At 60.4% G+C, this 14,226-nt stretch carries 12 protein-coding genes; 3 read left to right on the plus strand and 9 right to left on the minus strand.

The features are described 5' to 3' along the window. Positions 1-694, minus strand: a 694-nt coding sequence (locus tag QZS13_RS08900; RefSeq protein ID WP_295588065.1) for an aminotransferase class I/II-fold pyridoxal phosphate-dependent enzyme, incomplete at its 3' end; no start/stop codon positions are given. A 355-nt stretch (positions 695-1,049) separates the two neighbouring features. Between QZS13_RS08900 and QZS13_RS08905 the strand changes: the two genes are divergently transcribed. Further along, positions 1,050-2,027 carry a LysR family transcriptional regulator gene (locus QZS13_RS08905; RefSeq protein WP_295588067.1) on the plus strand — a complete coding sequence of 326 codons (978 nt, stop codon included), beginning with the start codon at positions 1,050-1,052 and terminating at the stop codon, positions 2,025-2,027. Positions 2,028-2,072: 45 nt separating this feature from the next. Here the strand turns inward: QZS13_RS08905 and QZS13_RS08910 are convergent, their stop codons facing one another. Then, positions 2,073-3,500 carry a Na+/H+ antiporter NhaC family protein gene (locus QZS13_RS08910; RefSeq protein WP_295588069.1) on the minus strand — a complete coding sequence of 476 codons (1,428 nt, stop codon included), beginning with the start codon at positions 3,498-3,500 and terminating at the stop codon, positions 2,073-2,075. Between the two features lie 278 nt (positions 3,501-3,778). Between QZS13_RS08910 and QZS13_RS08915 the strand changes: the two genes are divergently transcribed. Further along, on the plus strand, positions 3,779-4,600 hold the full coding sequence (locus QZS13_RS08915) for a mechanosensitive ion channel family protein (RefSeq protein WP_295588071.1): 822 nt from the start codon (positions 3,779-3,781) through the stop codon (positions 4,598-4,600). 46 nt (positions 4,601-4,646) lie between these two features. Here the strand turns inward: QZS13_RS08915 and udp are convergent, their stop codons facing one another. Continuing rightward, on the minus strand, positions 4,647-5,420 hold the full coding sequence (udp, locus tag QZS13_RS08920; RefSeq protein ID WP_295588073.1) for a uridine phosphorylase: 774 nt from the start codon (positions 5,418-5,420) through the stop codon (positions 4,647-4,649). 156 nt (positions 5,421-5,576) lie between these two features. Between udp and QZS13_RS08925 the strand changes: the two genes are divergently transcribed. Beyond that, positions 5,577-6,380: an XAC2610-related protein gene (locus QZS13_RS08925; protein ID WP_295588075.1), complete on the plus strand. Its 804-nt coding sequence runs from the start codon at positions 5,577-5,579 to the stop codon at positions 6,378-6,380. 35 nt (positions 6,381-6,415) lie between these two features. On the opposite strand, the gene QZS13_RS08930 is transcribed toward QZS13_RS08925, so the two are convergent. The 6 genes from QZS13_RS08930 to uvrA all read right to left on the minus strand — a co-directional run. Next, positions 6,416-6,898 carry a GNAT family N-acetyltransferase gene (locus tag QZS13_RS08930; protein WP_295588077.1) on the minus strand — a complete coding sequence of 161 codons (483 nt, stop codon included), beginning with the start codon at positions 6,896-6,898 and terminating at the stop codon, positions 6,416-6,418. Between the two features lie 32 nt (positions 6,899-6,930). Further along, entirely contained in the window at positions 6,931-9,324 is a 2,394-nt protein-coding gene (locus tag QZS13_RS08935) for an endonuclease MutS2 (protein ID WP_295588079.1), read from the minus strand. Between the two features lie 36 nt (positions 9,325-9,360). After that, positions 9,361-9,828: a hypothetical protein gene (locus QZS13_RS08940; protein ID WP_295588081.1), complete on the minus strand. Its 468-nt coding sequence runs from the start codon at positions 9,826-9,828 to the stop codon at positions 9,361-9,363. 48 nt (positions 9,829-9,876) lie between these two features. Beyond that, positions 9,877-10,644, minus strand: a complete 768-nt coding sequence (recO, locus tag QZS13_RS08945; protein ID WP_295588083.1) for a DNA repair protein RecO — start codon at positions 10,642-10,644, stop codon at positions 9,877-9,879. A 491-nt stretch (positions 10,645-11,135) separates the two neighbouring features. After that, the gene (gene era, locus QZS13_RS08950) at positions 11,136-12,035 is read right to left on the minus strand and encodes a GTPase Era (RefSeq protein ID WP_295588086.1); all 900 of its coding nucleotides are present in this window, start codon (positions 12,033-12,035) and stop codon (positions 11,136-11,138) included. Between the two features lie 169 nt (positions 12,036-12,204). Further along, positions 12,205-14,226 (minus strand): excinuclease ABC subunit UvrA (gene uvrA, locus QZS13_RS08955; protein WP_295588088.1); only part of this gene is annotated, 2,022 nt, incomplete at its 5' end.

Below are 14,226 nucleotides of genomic sequence, written 5' to 3' on the forward strand. Positions count from 1 at the left end.
TGATGAAGTCCGTCTTGCCGACGACCACACCCGCGATGACGTCGCCGTGGCCGTTGAGGTACTTGGTGGCGCTGTGGACCACCACATCGGCCCCCAGATCCAGAGGACGCTGCAGGTAAGGCGTGCAGAAGGTGTTATCCACGATGACCTTGATGCCGGCGTTATAGGCGTGGGCGATCTTGGCAACCTCGGCAATGTCCACGATCTTCAGCGTGGGGTTGCAGGGAGTCTCCAGATACACGACCTTGGTCTTCTCCGTCAGGGCGGCCTTCAGGGCGGCCATGTCGGTCATGTCAATGAAATGAACCTTGACGCCGAACTTGCTGATGCCGTGGTTGAGCAGAGCGAACGTGCAGCCGTACAGGGTGTCGCTGGCGACGATCTCGTCACCGGCCTCCACGCTGGACCAGATGGCGGTGGAGATGGCACCCATGCCGGAAGCGGTGGCCAGAGCAGCCTCGCCGTTCTCCAGCTCAGCAACCTTCGCCTCGACGGTGGCAACGGTGGGGTTGCCCAGACGGGAATAGATGTAGCCGCCCTCCTGGCCGGCGAAGCGGGCGCCGCCCTGCTCCACGGTCTCGAACTCAAAGGTGGAGGTTTGGTAGATGGGATCGCACAGAGAACCGGCGGCGTTCTTCGCCTTGCCGGCATGGATCTGGCGAGTGGCAAAGCCAAGCTTCTTTTCGGTATTCATAATAAATCCTTCCTTTCTGATTCGGCCCGTCCAGTGTCTTTCACCGGTGGAGCAATTGTTTCTGCGTTCATTTTTTCCAGATGCTGGTCAGCGGTGCAAGCCGCTTCACTTCAGGAGAGATGGTTGAGAGAGTGTTTTCAGTATTCAGCAGTTTTGTTGTAATGTTGACCAGAAACCTCCTGGATTACTCCCGGTTTCTTTATCAACTTCTAACCATAAAATAACACATTTACGGGAGTCGGTGTTAGTATCCGTTTTCCTCAATCTGTTCTCACTTTTTTCAATAACGGTTTGACTTTCCCTCGCGCACGTCCTATAATATGCAATCATGGACAATTATGGCAGGAGGTGTAGAATGACCTTTCAGCAGCTTACATATGTCGTTGAAATTTCCAAGTGCGGCTCCATCAACAAAGCCGCACATAAGCTCTTTCTCTCTCAATCGGGAATTTCCACCGCTGTACGGGAGTTGGAGGAGGAGTTGGGCATTCAGTTTTTCGTCCGCAGCAACCGGGGCGTGGAATTCACGCCGGAGGGGAAGGAATTTCTCAGTTACGCGGTCTCGCTTCTGGAGCAAAAGCAGCGAATCGAAAGTCTCTACGGCGAGGCCCGCAACACCGCCGCTCCCGTCCGTTTCTCCGTCTCCACCCAGCGCTACCCCTTTTCTGAGGACGCCTTTTTGCGGATGCTCCAGAATACGGAGGAAAACCGCTACTGCTTTTCCGCCAAGGAGGCCGGCATGGACGCCGTCATCGACGATGTGTACGACCACCGGGCGGACATCGGCGTGATTTTCCTGACTGAGTTGACCGAGCGGATTATCCGCCGGCTTCTGGATGCGCGGGAACTGGAATTCCATGAGGTGGCCTCGGTGGCCCCATGTGTTTACGTGCGCAAGGATCACCCGCTGGCGGGTCTGAGCACTGTCAGCGAATCGGACCTGGCGGGTTATCCCTATGTTTCCTTTGAACACGACCAGGGTGTGGCGGCGGATTTTTCCGAGGAGTACCAGATGGTCTCTTTGAAAAAGCCCGCCAGGTGCATCAGCGTCAACAACCGCTCCACCATGATGAACGTCCTTGCCCGTACCGACGCCTTTACCACCGGAAGCGGCCTGTTGGTGGAAAACATCACCAGCCAATCTGTGGTGACCATCCCCCTGTCCGGCAAAACCTGTATTCGTCTGGGCTGGATCGTCCCCAAAAACAGCAAGCTCTCTCCTCTGGTGGAACAGTTTGTCTCCTACTTGCAGCAGTCTGTAGCGGAGTCCATCCGCTTTACGGAAAGTCTCCACCAGTCGCTGAGCAAGAGCTGCTCCGACGCGCAAACGTAAACACGGAAAAAAGAGAGCGTCCAATGGACGCTCTCTTTTTATGTATCAAGCCTGATTGGCCTCGCGGGCAGCCTCGGAAGCCAGCAACGCCTTCTTGGCCTCCACGCCGGATTCGGCCACATCGTACTCCCAGTTCCAGGGATCCTTGCGGCAGATACCGTCGGCGAAGGGGATGAAGATGGACAGGATGCCCACAACCGCCAGAATCCAGCAGTACCACAGGTTGGGGATAATATCCGTGGGGCTCATGGCGATTCCGTATGCAGAAGTCAGGGATGCCGCCGTCAGCAGCTGTGCGCCGTAGGGGATCATGCCCTGCAGCACGCAGGAGAACACGTCCAGCAAGGAGGCCGTACGGCGGGGGTCCACCTTGTACTCATGGCTGATATCCTTGGCCATGCTGCCGCTGAGGACGATGGCCACGGTGTTGTTGGCGGTGGCGCAGTCGGCCAGGGACACCAGAACGGAGATGCCCACCTGAGCGGACTTGTTGCCCTTCATCATGCCGCGCAGCTTCTCAATGAGCCAGGTGATGCCGCCGTTGTGGGTAACCATCTCAGACATACCGCCGCAGAACAGCGTCAGGAAGAACACTTCGTTCATGCCGGTGAAGCCGGTCCAGACGTTCTGGGCAAAGCCGAACACGTCCAGAGAGCCGGTGGCAAGGCCCACAATGCCGGCGGCGAAGATGCCGATGGTCAAAACCAAGAACACATTCATGCCCACCAGAGCCAGAATCAGGACCAGCAGGTAGGGCACAACCTTGATAATGCTGTACTCCAGCACGCCCATCTCAGGCATCACGTCGGGACGGCCCACGATCAGCAGCACGATGATGGTGATGATGGCGGCAGGCAGGGCGATGAAGAAGTTGACGCGGAACTTATCCCGCATCTCGCAGCCCTGGCTGCGGGTAGCGGCGATGGTGGTATCGGAGATCATGGACAGGTTGTCGCCGAACATGGCGCCGCCCACGCAGGCACCCAGCATCAAAGGGATGCTCAGCCCCGCCTTGTCCGCAACGCCCACGGCGATGGGGACGATGGCGCCGATGGTGCCCATGGAGGTGCCGGTGGCAGTGCCCATGAACGCGGAGATGATGAACACACCAGCCGTCAGGAAATGTACAGGAATCAGGCTCAGGCCCATGTTGACGGTGGCATCCCGGCCGCCCATGGCCGCAGCCACACCGGAGAACGCGCCCGCCAGCAGGTAGATCATCAGCATGGTCAGCACGTCCTCATTGGCCGCGCCCTTAGCGAAGATCTTGAACCTCTCATTCATGGTGCCCTTGGTCATGGCAAACGCCACCAGCAGGGCAATGAACATTGCCGTTACGGAGGGGAACTGGTAAAACGCCATTTCGACGCCCTGAGACTGCAGAATCAGTCCGGCGCCCAGATAGATAATCACGAAGATCAGGAACGGAACCAGTGCCAGGCCATTGCCTTTCTTGTTCAGGGATTGAGCCATAAATTTTCCTCCTCTTTTCTTGTCCGCTTTGCTGATACGCCTCTCTCTTCGTCTTATTGCACAGAATATGCTCTCCACATCTCTGTATCTCTGTGTAAAAGTATATCATTTTTTGCCCGCAACTGTTAATACCGATCTTATATAATGGGCTATTACTTTTTTCGATATCGCCTAGTTCTTTTTGTCATAATCTTAGCACGGGCACCGTCCGATTGACTTTTCCCCCGGTTTCCGGTATTGTAAAGTTCTCAACACAGCAAAGAAAGGCGGGATGCTCAATGCCCTCTCTGGACCTGTCCGGTCTGGCGAAAGTCTCTCTGGGAACCCTGACGCTGGGAAAGGTCGTCTCTACGGTGGTCACCCTTTTGATCTGCCTGGTGGTCATCCGGATTCTGATGAAGCTTCTGCGGCGGCTGCTGAGCCGCTCCAAGCTGGACGCCCGGGTGCAGAAATACCTCTCCAACGGCGTGCGGCTGATTCTGTATGTGATTACGGCCCTCATTGTGGTGGACAGTCTGGGCATTCCTGTCACCTCTTTGGTGGCGCTGCTGTCTGTAGGGTCCCTGGGCATCACCCTGGCCGCGGAGGATATTCTGGGCAATGTGGCGGGGGGCCTGGTAATCCTCTCGTCCCACCCCTTTGCCCTGGGCGATTTTCTGGAGGTGGGCGGTACCTCCGGTACAGTGGAGGAGATCAGCCTCAACCACACCAAGCTCATCACGCCGGAGGGCTTGATGGTGCTGCTGCCCAACAAGGAACTGGCCAGCTCCAAGATGACCAACTACACCGTCAGCGGACGCAGGCGCGTGGCCTGGAAGGTCTCCGCCTCCTATGACGCCCCCACGGAGACCGTCAAGGCGGCCTGTTCTCAGGCCCTGTCCATGACAGACCACATTCTGGAAGATCCCGCTCCCAGCGTACGGCTGACGGGCTACGGTGACAGCGCCATCGAATACACCGTGTACTGCTGGGCCACACCGCAGGACTACTGGGACGTGTACTTTGCCCTGGGAGAGCATCTGCGGACGGCTTTTGCCGACAAGAACGTGGAGATGACCTACAATCATTTGAACGTGCACATTGTGGAAAACCGGACCTGAACGAAAAAGGCGCCGCGGCATATGCCGCGGCGCTTTTCATAATTATTCAGCGGCCTGCCTTCCGGTCCTCCGCAATGAGCAGTTTCAGCGCCTCCACTGCCACCCGGACGGATGCAGTGGTGTCCTCGCTCATACGCTGGTCCAGACCGGCGGCCTCCCGCTCCTGGTTCCAGACCACATGGAAGCAGGAACCGCACCGGCACCCAAGGGCCGCCGCCACCACAAACAGCGCGGCAGACTCCATCTCGCTGGCTTTGACCCCCAGCCGCTTCCAGCTCTCCCACTTCTGCTTGAGCTCGTAATAGACCGGAGAGGCCTCAGGGCTGTGCTGGCCGTAAAAGCTGTCCTTGCACTGGACGATGCCCGTGTGCAGGGGCAGTCCCAGCGCCTCTGTGGCCCGGACCAGGCAGCCGGTGACGGTATAGTCCGCCACGGCCGGGAACTCCAGCGGCGCATACTCCAGGCTGGTATGCTCAAACCGGACGGCGCCGGTGGCCACCACAATATCCCCGGACTGGACGGCAAGGTCGATGCCGCCGCAGGTGCCCGTACGGATAAACGTGTCCGCGCCGCACTTGTGCAGCTCCTCCATGGCGATGGCGGCGGAGGGCCCGCCGATCCCGGTGGAGCAGGCAGTGACCTTCTCCCCCAACAGCGTCCCCGTCCAGACATTGAACTCCCGGTTGCAGGCCACCTGGCGGGCGTCATCAAACAAGGCTGCAATGGCCGGCACCCGGCCCGGGTCACCGGGCAGAATACAGTAGCGGCCTACGTCCTCGCTGGTGCAGGCAATGTGATACTGGCGTTCCAGTTCGTGCATACGGATCACCTCTCAGTTTTTTCTTCAGTATAGCAGACCGCGTCCTTCTTTGTAAAGAACGGCCCGCCGGGCAGACGGCTTGCATCTGTCATTCTTTTGTAACATATTACCTGGAAAAACGTGATATTCTGAGGCAAACTCATCAAGGAGGTGCTTATGAAACGCATCGCTGCATTGCTCCTGGCCCTGCTGCTCTCCGGCTGCGGCATCCAGGGTCCCGACAGTCCGGCCCAGCCGGACGACGGGCAGGCGGAGGACGCCGGTTCCATTCAGGACGCCCAGACGGGTGCTGGGAACACCGCCCAAAGCGGCCAGCCGGACGGCACACCCTCCGACGCCGGAGACGATGCAGACGCAGACCAGACCTTCACCCGGGAATTGTCCGTCACCGTGGACGGTGGGCGGACACTGACCCTGGTGGCCCACTGCAAGGAGACGGCTATGGAGGGCTTTTCCACCTACGGCACGGGCTCCATCGACGTGCTGGACGGTGAAACACTGCTCCAGACCCTGGACGTGGGTGCGGGCGTCCTCACGCTGGAGGAAGATGCGGCAGCTTCCTCAAAGGAAGTCTATCCCATGCTTTTCGACTCCTTTTACCTTCCCACTCCGGAAGATCTCAACTTTGACGGCGCCCAGGACATCCTGTGCATGTGCGACATGGGCACGGTGAACGGATCGTACCTGAGCTGGCTGTGGGACCCGGCCCAAAGGCAGTTCATCGCCGGCCCCGGGCTGTGCGGCTACGCCGTGGAGCCTGACCCCGAGACCCGGCAGGTTTCCGTCAGCAGCCGCGGCGGCTGGGGCACTTACGACACGGACATTTACGCGCCCGATGAGCAGGGTGCCCTGGTCCATGTGAAGAACATCCACGAAGCGCCGGCTGAGGACGGCAGCGGAACGCCGAAAACCACCGTCCGGGAGCTGGTGGACGGGCAGTGGGTAGAGACCTCTCAATAAAAAAACAGACCGGAGCCGTGGCTCCGGTCTGTTTTTTATTGATCCGCGTCAGCCAGACGGCGGAGAGTCTCTCCCGTCAGGCGGTAGACTGTCCACTCGTCCATGGGCTGGGCCCCCAGGGACCGGTAAAAGTCGATGCTGGGCCGGTTCCAGTCCAGACACCACCACTCCATCCGGCCGCAGCCCCGCTCCACCGCCAGAGCGGCCAGGCGTGCCAGAAGTGCCTTTCCGTATCCCCTTCCCCGGTACGCCGGACGGACATACAGGTCCTCCAGGTACAGTCCGGAGCGTCCCAGGAAGGTGGAGAAGTTGTGGAAAAACAAGGCAAAGCCCACCACCGTCTCCTCCTCCCGGGCCAGCAGCACCTCCGCCCCCCGTCGGTCAAACAGCTGCTCCCGGAGGGTGGCCTCGTCCGCCACCACCTGGTCCAGCAGATGCTCATAGTCCGCCAGCTCCCGGATCAGCTGCAAAATCAGCGCCGTGTCGGACGGGTCGGCAAACCCAATCGTCAGCTTCATTGCTTCCTCCTGTCAAACTCCACCGTGCCGCCTCATTTGAGCGTCACTACCGTCACGCCGGACTCGCCCTCGCCGTAGACACCCAGCCGGTAGGACTTGACCGCCTTGCTGCGCCGCAGCACATCGTGGACGGCCTTGCGCAGCGCGCCGGTACCCTTGCCGTGGATGATGGTGACGGTGTCCAGGTGACCCATGACGGCGGCAGAGAGGAAGTTTTCCACGACCCCCTCCGCCTCCAGCGTCTCCAGGCCCCGGATATCCAGTTCCCGGGATGCGGAGGTCCGCAGGGCCCGGTCGGCATTCTGGCGGATGGTCACAGTGCTCTTGGGCTTTCGCGCCGCCCGCTCGTCGTCCTCGATGAGCCGCACCTCGGCAGCCTTGGCCTTCATCTTCAGCACGCCGGACTTCAGCTGCAGCGTGCCGTCCTTTCCAACGGACACCACCTCCGCCGGCGTCCGCACACCGGGGATCTCCACCAGATCGCCCACGGCAATGGGCCGACTGGGCTTGGGGATGGGCTCCTGGCGGGCGTCGTGCTTGGAGATAGCCTCCTCCGCCTCGTTGAGGGTCCGGCGCAGGGCTGCCCGGGCCTCGTTTTCATTTTCCGCCCGCTCTCCTTTGGCCTGGGCCTTGCGCATGGCGCTCAGCTCCGCAAACACCTGGTCGGCGGCGGACCGGGCGTCCCGCACGATCCGTTTGGCCTCTGCCTCGCCCCGGCTGCGGGCGTTCTCCTTGGCCCGCTCCATCTGCGTGCGGAACTCCCGGGCCTTTCGGGCATCCTCCTCCCGCTGGGCATAGAGCCGACCCACCTCCTGCTCCCGCTTTTCCAGAGCCTGGCGCTTGGCCTCCAGCTGAGTCAGCACATCCTCGAACCGGACACTCTCGCCGCTCATCTGCACCTGAGCCGCCTGAATCACCTTCTCCGGCAGACCCAGCCGCCGGGAGATGGCAAAGGCGTTGGACTTGCCGGGGATGCCGATCAGGAGACGGTAGGTGGGGCTGAGGGTTTCCACATCAAATTCGCAGGAGGCATTTTCCACGCCCGCCGTGGTCATAGCAAAGGTCTTGAGCTCGGCATAGTGGGTGGTGGCAGCGATCTTCGCTCCGGCGCTGCGGGCCTCCTGAATGACGGCGATGGCCAGCGCCGCGCCCTCCACCGGGTCGGTGCCCGCCCCCAGCTCATCAAACAAAATCAGGCTGTGCCGGTCGGCCTCCTGCAAAATGCTCACAATATTGACCATATGTGCCGAAAAAGTGGACAGATTCTGCTCAATGCTCTGCTCGTCACCGATATCAGCCAGCACCTTTTCATAGACGGAGATCTCGCTCTGGTCCGCCACTGGAATGTGCAGGCCGCACTGGGTCATCACCGTCAGAAGTCCCAGCGTCTTGAGGCTCACAGTTTTGCCGCCGGTGTTGGGGCCGGTGATGACCAGGGTATCGAAGCTATCCCCCAGCTGGATGTCGATGGGCACCGCCTTCTTCTGATCCAGCAGCGGGTGCCGGGCACGCCGCAGGTGGATGCCGCCGTCCCGGCGCAAAGCCGGACGGGCAGCGTTCATCTTGTAGCTCAGCTGCCCCCGGGCGAAGATGAGATCCAAATGCACCATGGTGTCGTAGTCCCACTGGATGTCCTCCCGGTGGGCCGCTGCCTCAGCGGAGAGCTCCGCCAGAATCCGCTGGATCTCCTTTTCCTCCTTGGCCTGAAGCTCAATGAACTCGTTGTTGGCCTGCACCACGCCCATGGGTTCTACAAACACCGTGGCGCCGGAGGAAGAGATGTCGTGGACCAGGCCCGGCAGGTCCCCCTTGTGCTCGGCCTTGACCGGCACCACAAAGCGGCCGTCCCGCTGGGTGATGATGGTCTCCTGGAGCACCTTGGCGTAGCTGGGAGAGGAGATGATCTTCTGGAGGATCTGGCGGCTTTTGGTCTGGGCCGCCCGCATATGCCGGCGGATATCCGCCAGCTCGGGAGAGGCCGCGTCGGCGATGGTGTCCTCATCCACAATGCATCGCTTGATCTTCTCCTCCAGGAAGCGATTGCCGTGGAGGGACAAAAACAGGTGGTCGATGGCGGTCTTTTCCGCCGCGTCAGCGTTGAAGTACTCCTTGGCCCGGCGGGCGGCGGTCAACAGATCCGCGATGGTCAAAAGCTCCCGGGTGTTCAGGCTGCCGCCCCGGTCCGCCCGGTCCAGGGCCTCCGCCACCGGCTTGACACCGGAAAAGGACGGGCTGCCCCTGAGGCCGATCATGGTCCGGGCCGCATCCGTCTGGTCCAGCAGACGCAGAACCTCCTCCGCCTCGGTCTCCGGCCGGATGGCCAGAGCCCGCTGCTTGGCTTCGGCGCTGACAGCCTGATCGGCAAGCATCTGCAGTACCCGGGGCAGCTCCAGTGTGCGCAGAGATTTTTCAAACAGTTCGCTCATATTCAGTCTCTCCTGTCAAGTGGTTTCACTTGATGGTCATTCATAGATATAGGGATTTGGCGTTTCCAGCAGCCAGGGCAGGCAGTGGTTGAACTCCATCTGGATGGCGGGGTCAGGGAAATCGTCCGGCAGCAGGTCGCACTGAGACTTGAATCCCACGGAGAACCCCTCGGCCAGATCATACCAGCCTGCCGGAAAGATCTCCGAGGCCCCCAACGGCGTATCCCCTGCCAGAATACGCCCCACCAGATGGTACCATCCACCGCCGGAGAGAGTGGCAGGGGTACCCTCGTAGTACATCAGCTCCCCCGGCTTTTCCACATCCAGCCCCAGAGCTGCAAAAAAGTCCCGCACCGCCTGGGGCAGCGTTTCCACCGCCCGGACAAAGTTGCGGCATCCGTCACAGGTACAGGTGATCCAGTTCTCGTCATGGGACGCATAGTAGGCCCGGGTGGCCTCCACATCCACTGCCAGACGGTAGCCACCAAAGACAAATTCTGTCATATTCCTATCCATTTTGTATATCATTTTATAAATAATACAATTTGTATCTTATTTTGTCGGTGTCTGCACGCTTTTGTAGAAATCCAGCGTCCGAAATCCCCGCTCCAACTGGGCTGCCGCAAACGCCTCCGCTGCGTCGGAGAGGCGCTTCATGGGTCCCTCTCCCAGAGAAAATGCATACAGCCGACGGGGATCGCCGTACACGATATGACGCAGAGCCGCCAGGGAATCCCGGCAAAGGGGCATGGAGAGGGCGCGCTCTCCCCTGCCGCACCGGCGGCAGTGCAGCACGCCCTGTACCACATCCAGCATGGGCTCCTCCGGCTCCGGCAGTCCGCAGTAGGCACAGCTGTCCGCCAGGGGCTCATAGCCCGCCAGGGACAACAACTTGAACTCAAACGCCGCCTTCACCAACTGCGGTGGCTTGTGTAAAGTGGAAAGGGCATACAGTCCGTTGAGCAGATGCCGCAGGATGTCATCGGAGGCAGTGTCCTCCGTAGTGACCGACTCCGTCAGTTCCGCCAGATAGAACCCCAAAGCCATGGCCTCCAAATCCTGCCGCAGCCCGGCAAACAGCTCCAGCGTCTCTCCGTCATTGGCATAGTACCACTCGCCCCGGTGGTAAAGCGTCCACTCCCCGTACGCCAGGGACTGGGCGCAGGCGGCAAATTTGCTGTTCTTCCGTCGGGCACCCCGGGCAATCACGGAAATCCGCCCCAGATCCCGGGTCAGCAGCGTCAGGATTTTATCCGACTCCTTGGTCACTGTCTCCCGCAGAACAATTCCGTTTGTGACAATGTACGGCGTTGCCGCCACAGCGCTCCCTCCTATGTAGGAGGGAGGATCTCTCCTCCCTCTCAGCCCTCGATTCCCTGGTCTGAATGCTCCGACTGGCAGTAGAGCACGTAGGCCAGCGGCTCTCCTGTCATGCAGAACCAGTCCCAATAGGCGTCGTTTTTCATCCGCAGACCTCCTTTTCGTTAGTCTGCGGATTTTGTCGAACAATATAGCTGGAAACATCTGCGCAAATCGGCCATTGCAGCCAAACCGCTTGCACGCCGCGCCCGCGGCGGCGGGGCCCTGCCCCGCTCCGGAAAACCGGCAGGATATCGCTTTTGCTTCTATTCCACCTGATTCATCCCGGTAGCCGAAGCTGCGCACGTAATTCCTATTATCCCGCCAGTTTACCCCATGAAATTCCATTTCATGGGTGCCCGGTCTTACTCTGAGCGGTCAGGCAAAGCCCGCCCGCTCCAAGGGTTTGCTCCGGAAAACCGGCGGGATATCGCTTTTGCTTCTATTCCACCTTATTCATCCCGGTAGCCGAAGCTGCGCACGTAATTCATATTATCCCGCCAGTTTTCCTTGACTTTCACCCAGGTTTCCAGGTACACCTTGGTTCCCATGAATTTCTCCATATCCTGCCGGGCCAGGGAGCTGATTTTTTTCAGCATGGCACCCTGCTTGCCGATGATGATGCCCTTATGGCTGGCCTTTTCGCAGTAGATGGTGGCGTCCACGTCGATGACGCCGGAATCCCGCTCGGAGAACTTGGTGATCTCCACCGCGGTACCGTGGGGGATCTCCTTATCCAGGCAGAGAAGCAGCTTTTCCCGCAGCAGCTCGCCCATGACCTGCCGCTCCGGCTGGTCGGAGGTCACATCGTCCGGAAACAGCTGGGGGCCCTCCTGGGCATACCCATGGAGCTGATGCATCAGATCATCCAGACCACTGCCCGTATGGGCGGAAATGGGGATAATGGCGTCAAAGCCGTCCCACACCTGGTTGTATGCAGCAATAACCGGCAGCAGTTCCGCCGGCTCCACTGTGTCGATCTTGTTGATGCACAGCACGCAGGGAATCTTCTCCTCCCGAATCCGGTCGATCAGCGCCTGCTCCGGCCCGCCCACATGGGGGATGGGTTCCACCAGCAGCAGCGCGCAGTCCACATCGGAGAGGCTGGACGTCACCACCTTGACCATGTACTCTCCCAGCGCGGAGCGGGGCTTGTGGAGGCCCGGCGTATCCAGCAGGATATATTGGGTGTCCTCCCGGTTCACCACGCCGTAAATCCGGTTGCGGGTGGTCTGGGCCTTGTTGGAGACGATGGCAATCTTCTCTCCCACCAGGGCGTTGGTCAGACTGGACTTGCCCACGTTGGGCCGTCCGCATACGGTGATCATAGCAACTTGTTTGATGTTAGACATAGGTGATCCTCAACTTTCTTTCCGTTAAGCAATTTTTGGGGACGACAGAACCGATTCTGCCGCCGGTTTCCCGTTTACTTTACCACAAAATCGTGAAAATTACAACTGCCCGGGGACAAAGCGAGGGAGCATCTGCCTGAAGCAGACGCTCCCTCGCTTTTATTGTCCCTTACCGCGCCAGCACCTTCTTCAGGTACTGCCCTGTAAAGCTCTTCTCGCACGCGGCAACCTCTTCCGGCGTCCCGGTGCAGACGATGGTGCCGCCGCCGTCGCCGCCCTCAGGACCCAGATCAATCAGGTGGTCGGCACACTTGATGACGTCCAGATTGTGCTCGATGACCACCACCGTGTTTCCCGCGTCCACCAGCCGCTGCAAGACCTCCAGGAGCTTTCGCACATCGTCGGTATGGAGGCCGGTGGTGGGCTCATCCAGGATATAGATGGTCTTGCCGGTGGCCTGCTTACTCAGCTCCGTGGCCAGCTTCACCCGCTGGGCCTCGCCGCCGGAGAGCTCCGTGGAGGGCTGGCCCAGCTTCACGTATCCAAGGCCCACATCCTGGAGCGTCTGCAGTTTCTTGCTGAGCTTGGGCAGGGCGGCAAAGAAGTCCACCGCCTCGTCCACGGTCATGTCCAGCACCTCGGCGATGTTCTTGCCTTTGTAGCGCACCTCCAGCGTCTCCCGGTTGTACCGGCGGCCCTTGCACACCTCGCAGGGTACGAAGATATCCGGCAGGAAGTGCATCTCAATCTTCAGTACGCCGTCGCCGGAGCAGGCCTCGCACCGGCCGCCCCGAACATTGAAGCTGAAGCGGCCCGGCCCGTAGCCCCGGCTCTTGGCCTCCTGGGTGGAGGCGAACAGATCCCGGATATCGTTGAACAGCCCTGTGTAGGTTGCGGGGTTGGAGCGGGGCGTGCGGCCGATGGGGCTCTGGTCGATGTCCACCACCTTGTCCAGCTGGTCGATGCCCTCGATGCGCTCGCACTTGCCCGGATGCACCTTCATGCGCATGAGCTCCGCACCAAGGCGCTTGAAGAGCACCTCGTTGACAAGAGACGACTTGCCGCTGCCGGAGACGCCGGTGACCACCGTCAGCGTTCCCAGAGGAAACTCCACATCAATGCCCCGCAGGTTGTTCTCCGCCGCGCCGATGACCTTGAGTATTTTTCCGTTGCCACTGCGCCGCTGGGCCGGTACAGGGATTTTTTTCTTACCGGAGAGGTACTGGCCCGTCAGACTCTTGGGATTGGCCATGACCTCCTCCGGCGTGCCGGCGGCTACCACCTCGCCGCCGTGGATGCCGGCGCCGGGGCCGATGTCGATGAGGTAATCCGCCGCGCGCATGGTGTCCTCGTCGTGCTCCACCACCAAAAGGGTGTTGCCCAGGTCCCGGAGGCTTTGCAGCGTGGCAAGCAGCTTGTCGTTGTCCCGCTGGTGCAGCCCGATGGAGGGCTCGTCCAGAATATACAGCACGCCCATGAGACTGGAGCCGATCTGTGTGGCCAGACGGATGCGCTGGCTCTCGCCGCCGGAAAGGGTGGCCGCGCTGCGGCTGAGGGTCAGATACCCCAGGCCCACAGACTGCAAAAAGCCCAGCCGGGAGCGGATCTCCTTGAGAATCCGACTGGCAATACGCAGCTGCTGTTCCGTCAGTTCCAGCTTGTCTACCCAGTGGAGCTCATCGGTGACCGACATGGTGGTGAACTGGTAAATATCCAGATCGCCCACGGTAACCGCCAGGGATTCCTTTTTCAAACGGCGGCCCCGGCAGTCCGGGCAGGGACTCTGGGCCATCAGCTCCTCCAGCTCCCGCTTGCTGGCGTCGCTCTGGGTCTCCCGGTAGCGCCGCTCAATGTTATTGCAGATGCCCTCAAAAGCTTGGTACAAAACGCCTTTGCCCCGGGGCTGATCGTAGTGCAGCTCCAGTTTCTCCCCGCCGGTGCCGTACAGGATCACCTGCCGCACCTCTGCGGGCAGCTCCTGCCAGGGGGTGGTCAGGGCGAAATGGTACTTCTTGGACAATGCCTCAAAGTACATGCGCGCAATACCGTCAGAGCGGATGTTGCCCCAGCCGGAGGCCTGGATGGCCCCGTCCAGAATGCTCAGCTTCCCGTCCGGCACCACCAGGGCGGGGTCCACCTTCAGCTGGCTGCCCAGGCCCGTGCAGGTGGGGCAGGCACCGAAGGGGTTGTT

The sequence above is a fragment of the uncultured Oscillibacter sp. genome (assembly GCF_900546705.1).
Lineage (GTDB): Bacteria > Bacillota > Clostridia > Oscillospirales > Oscillospiraceae > Oscillibacter.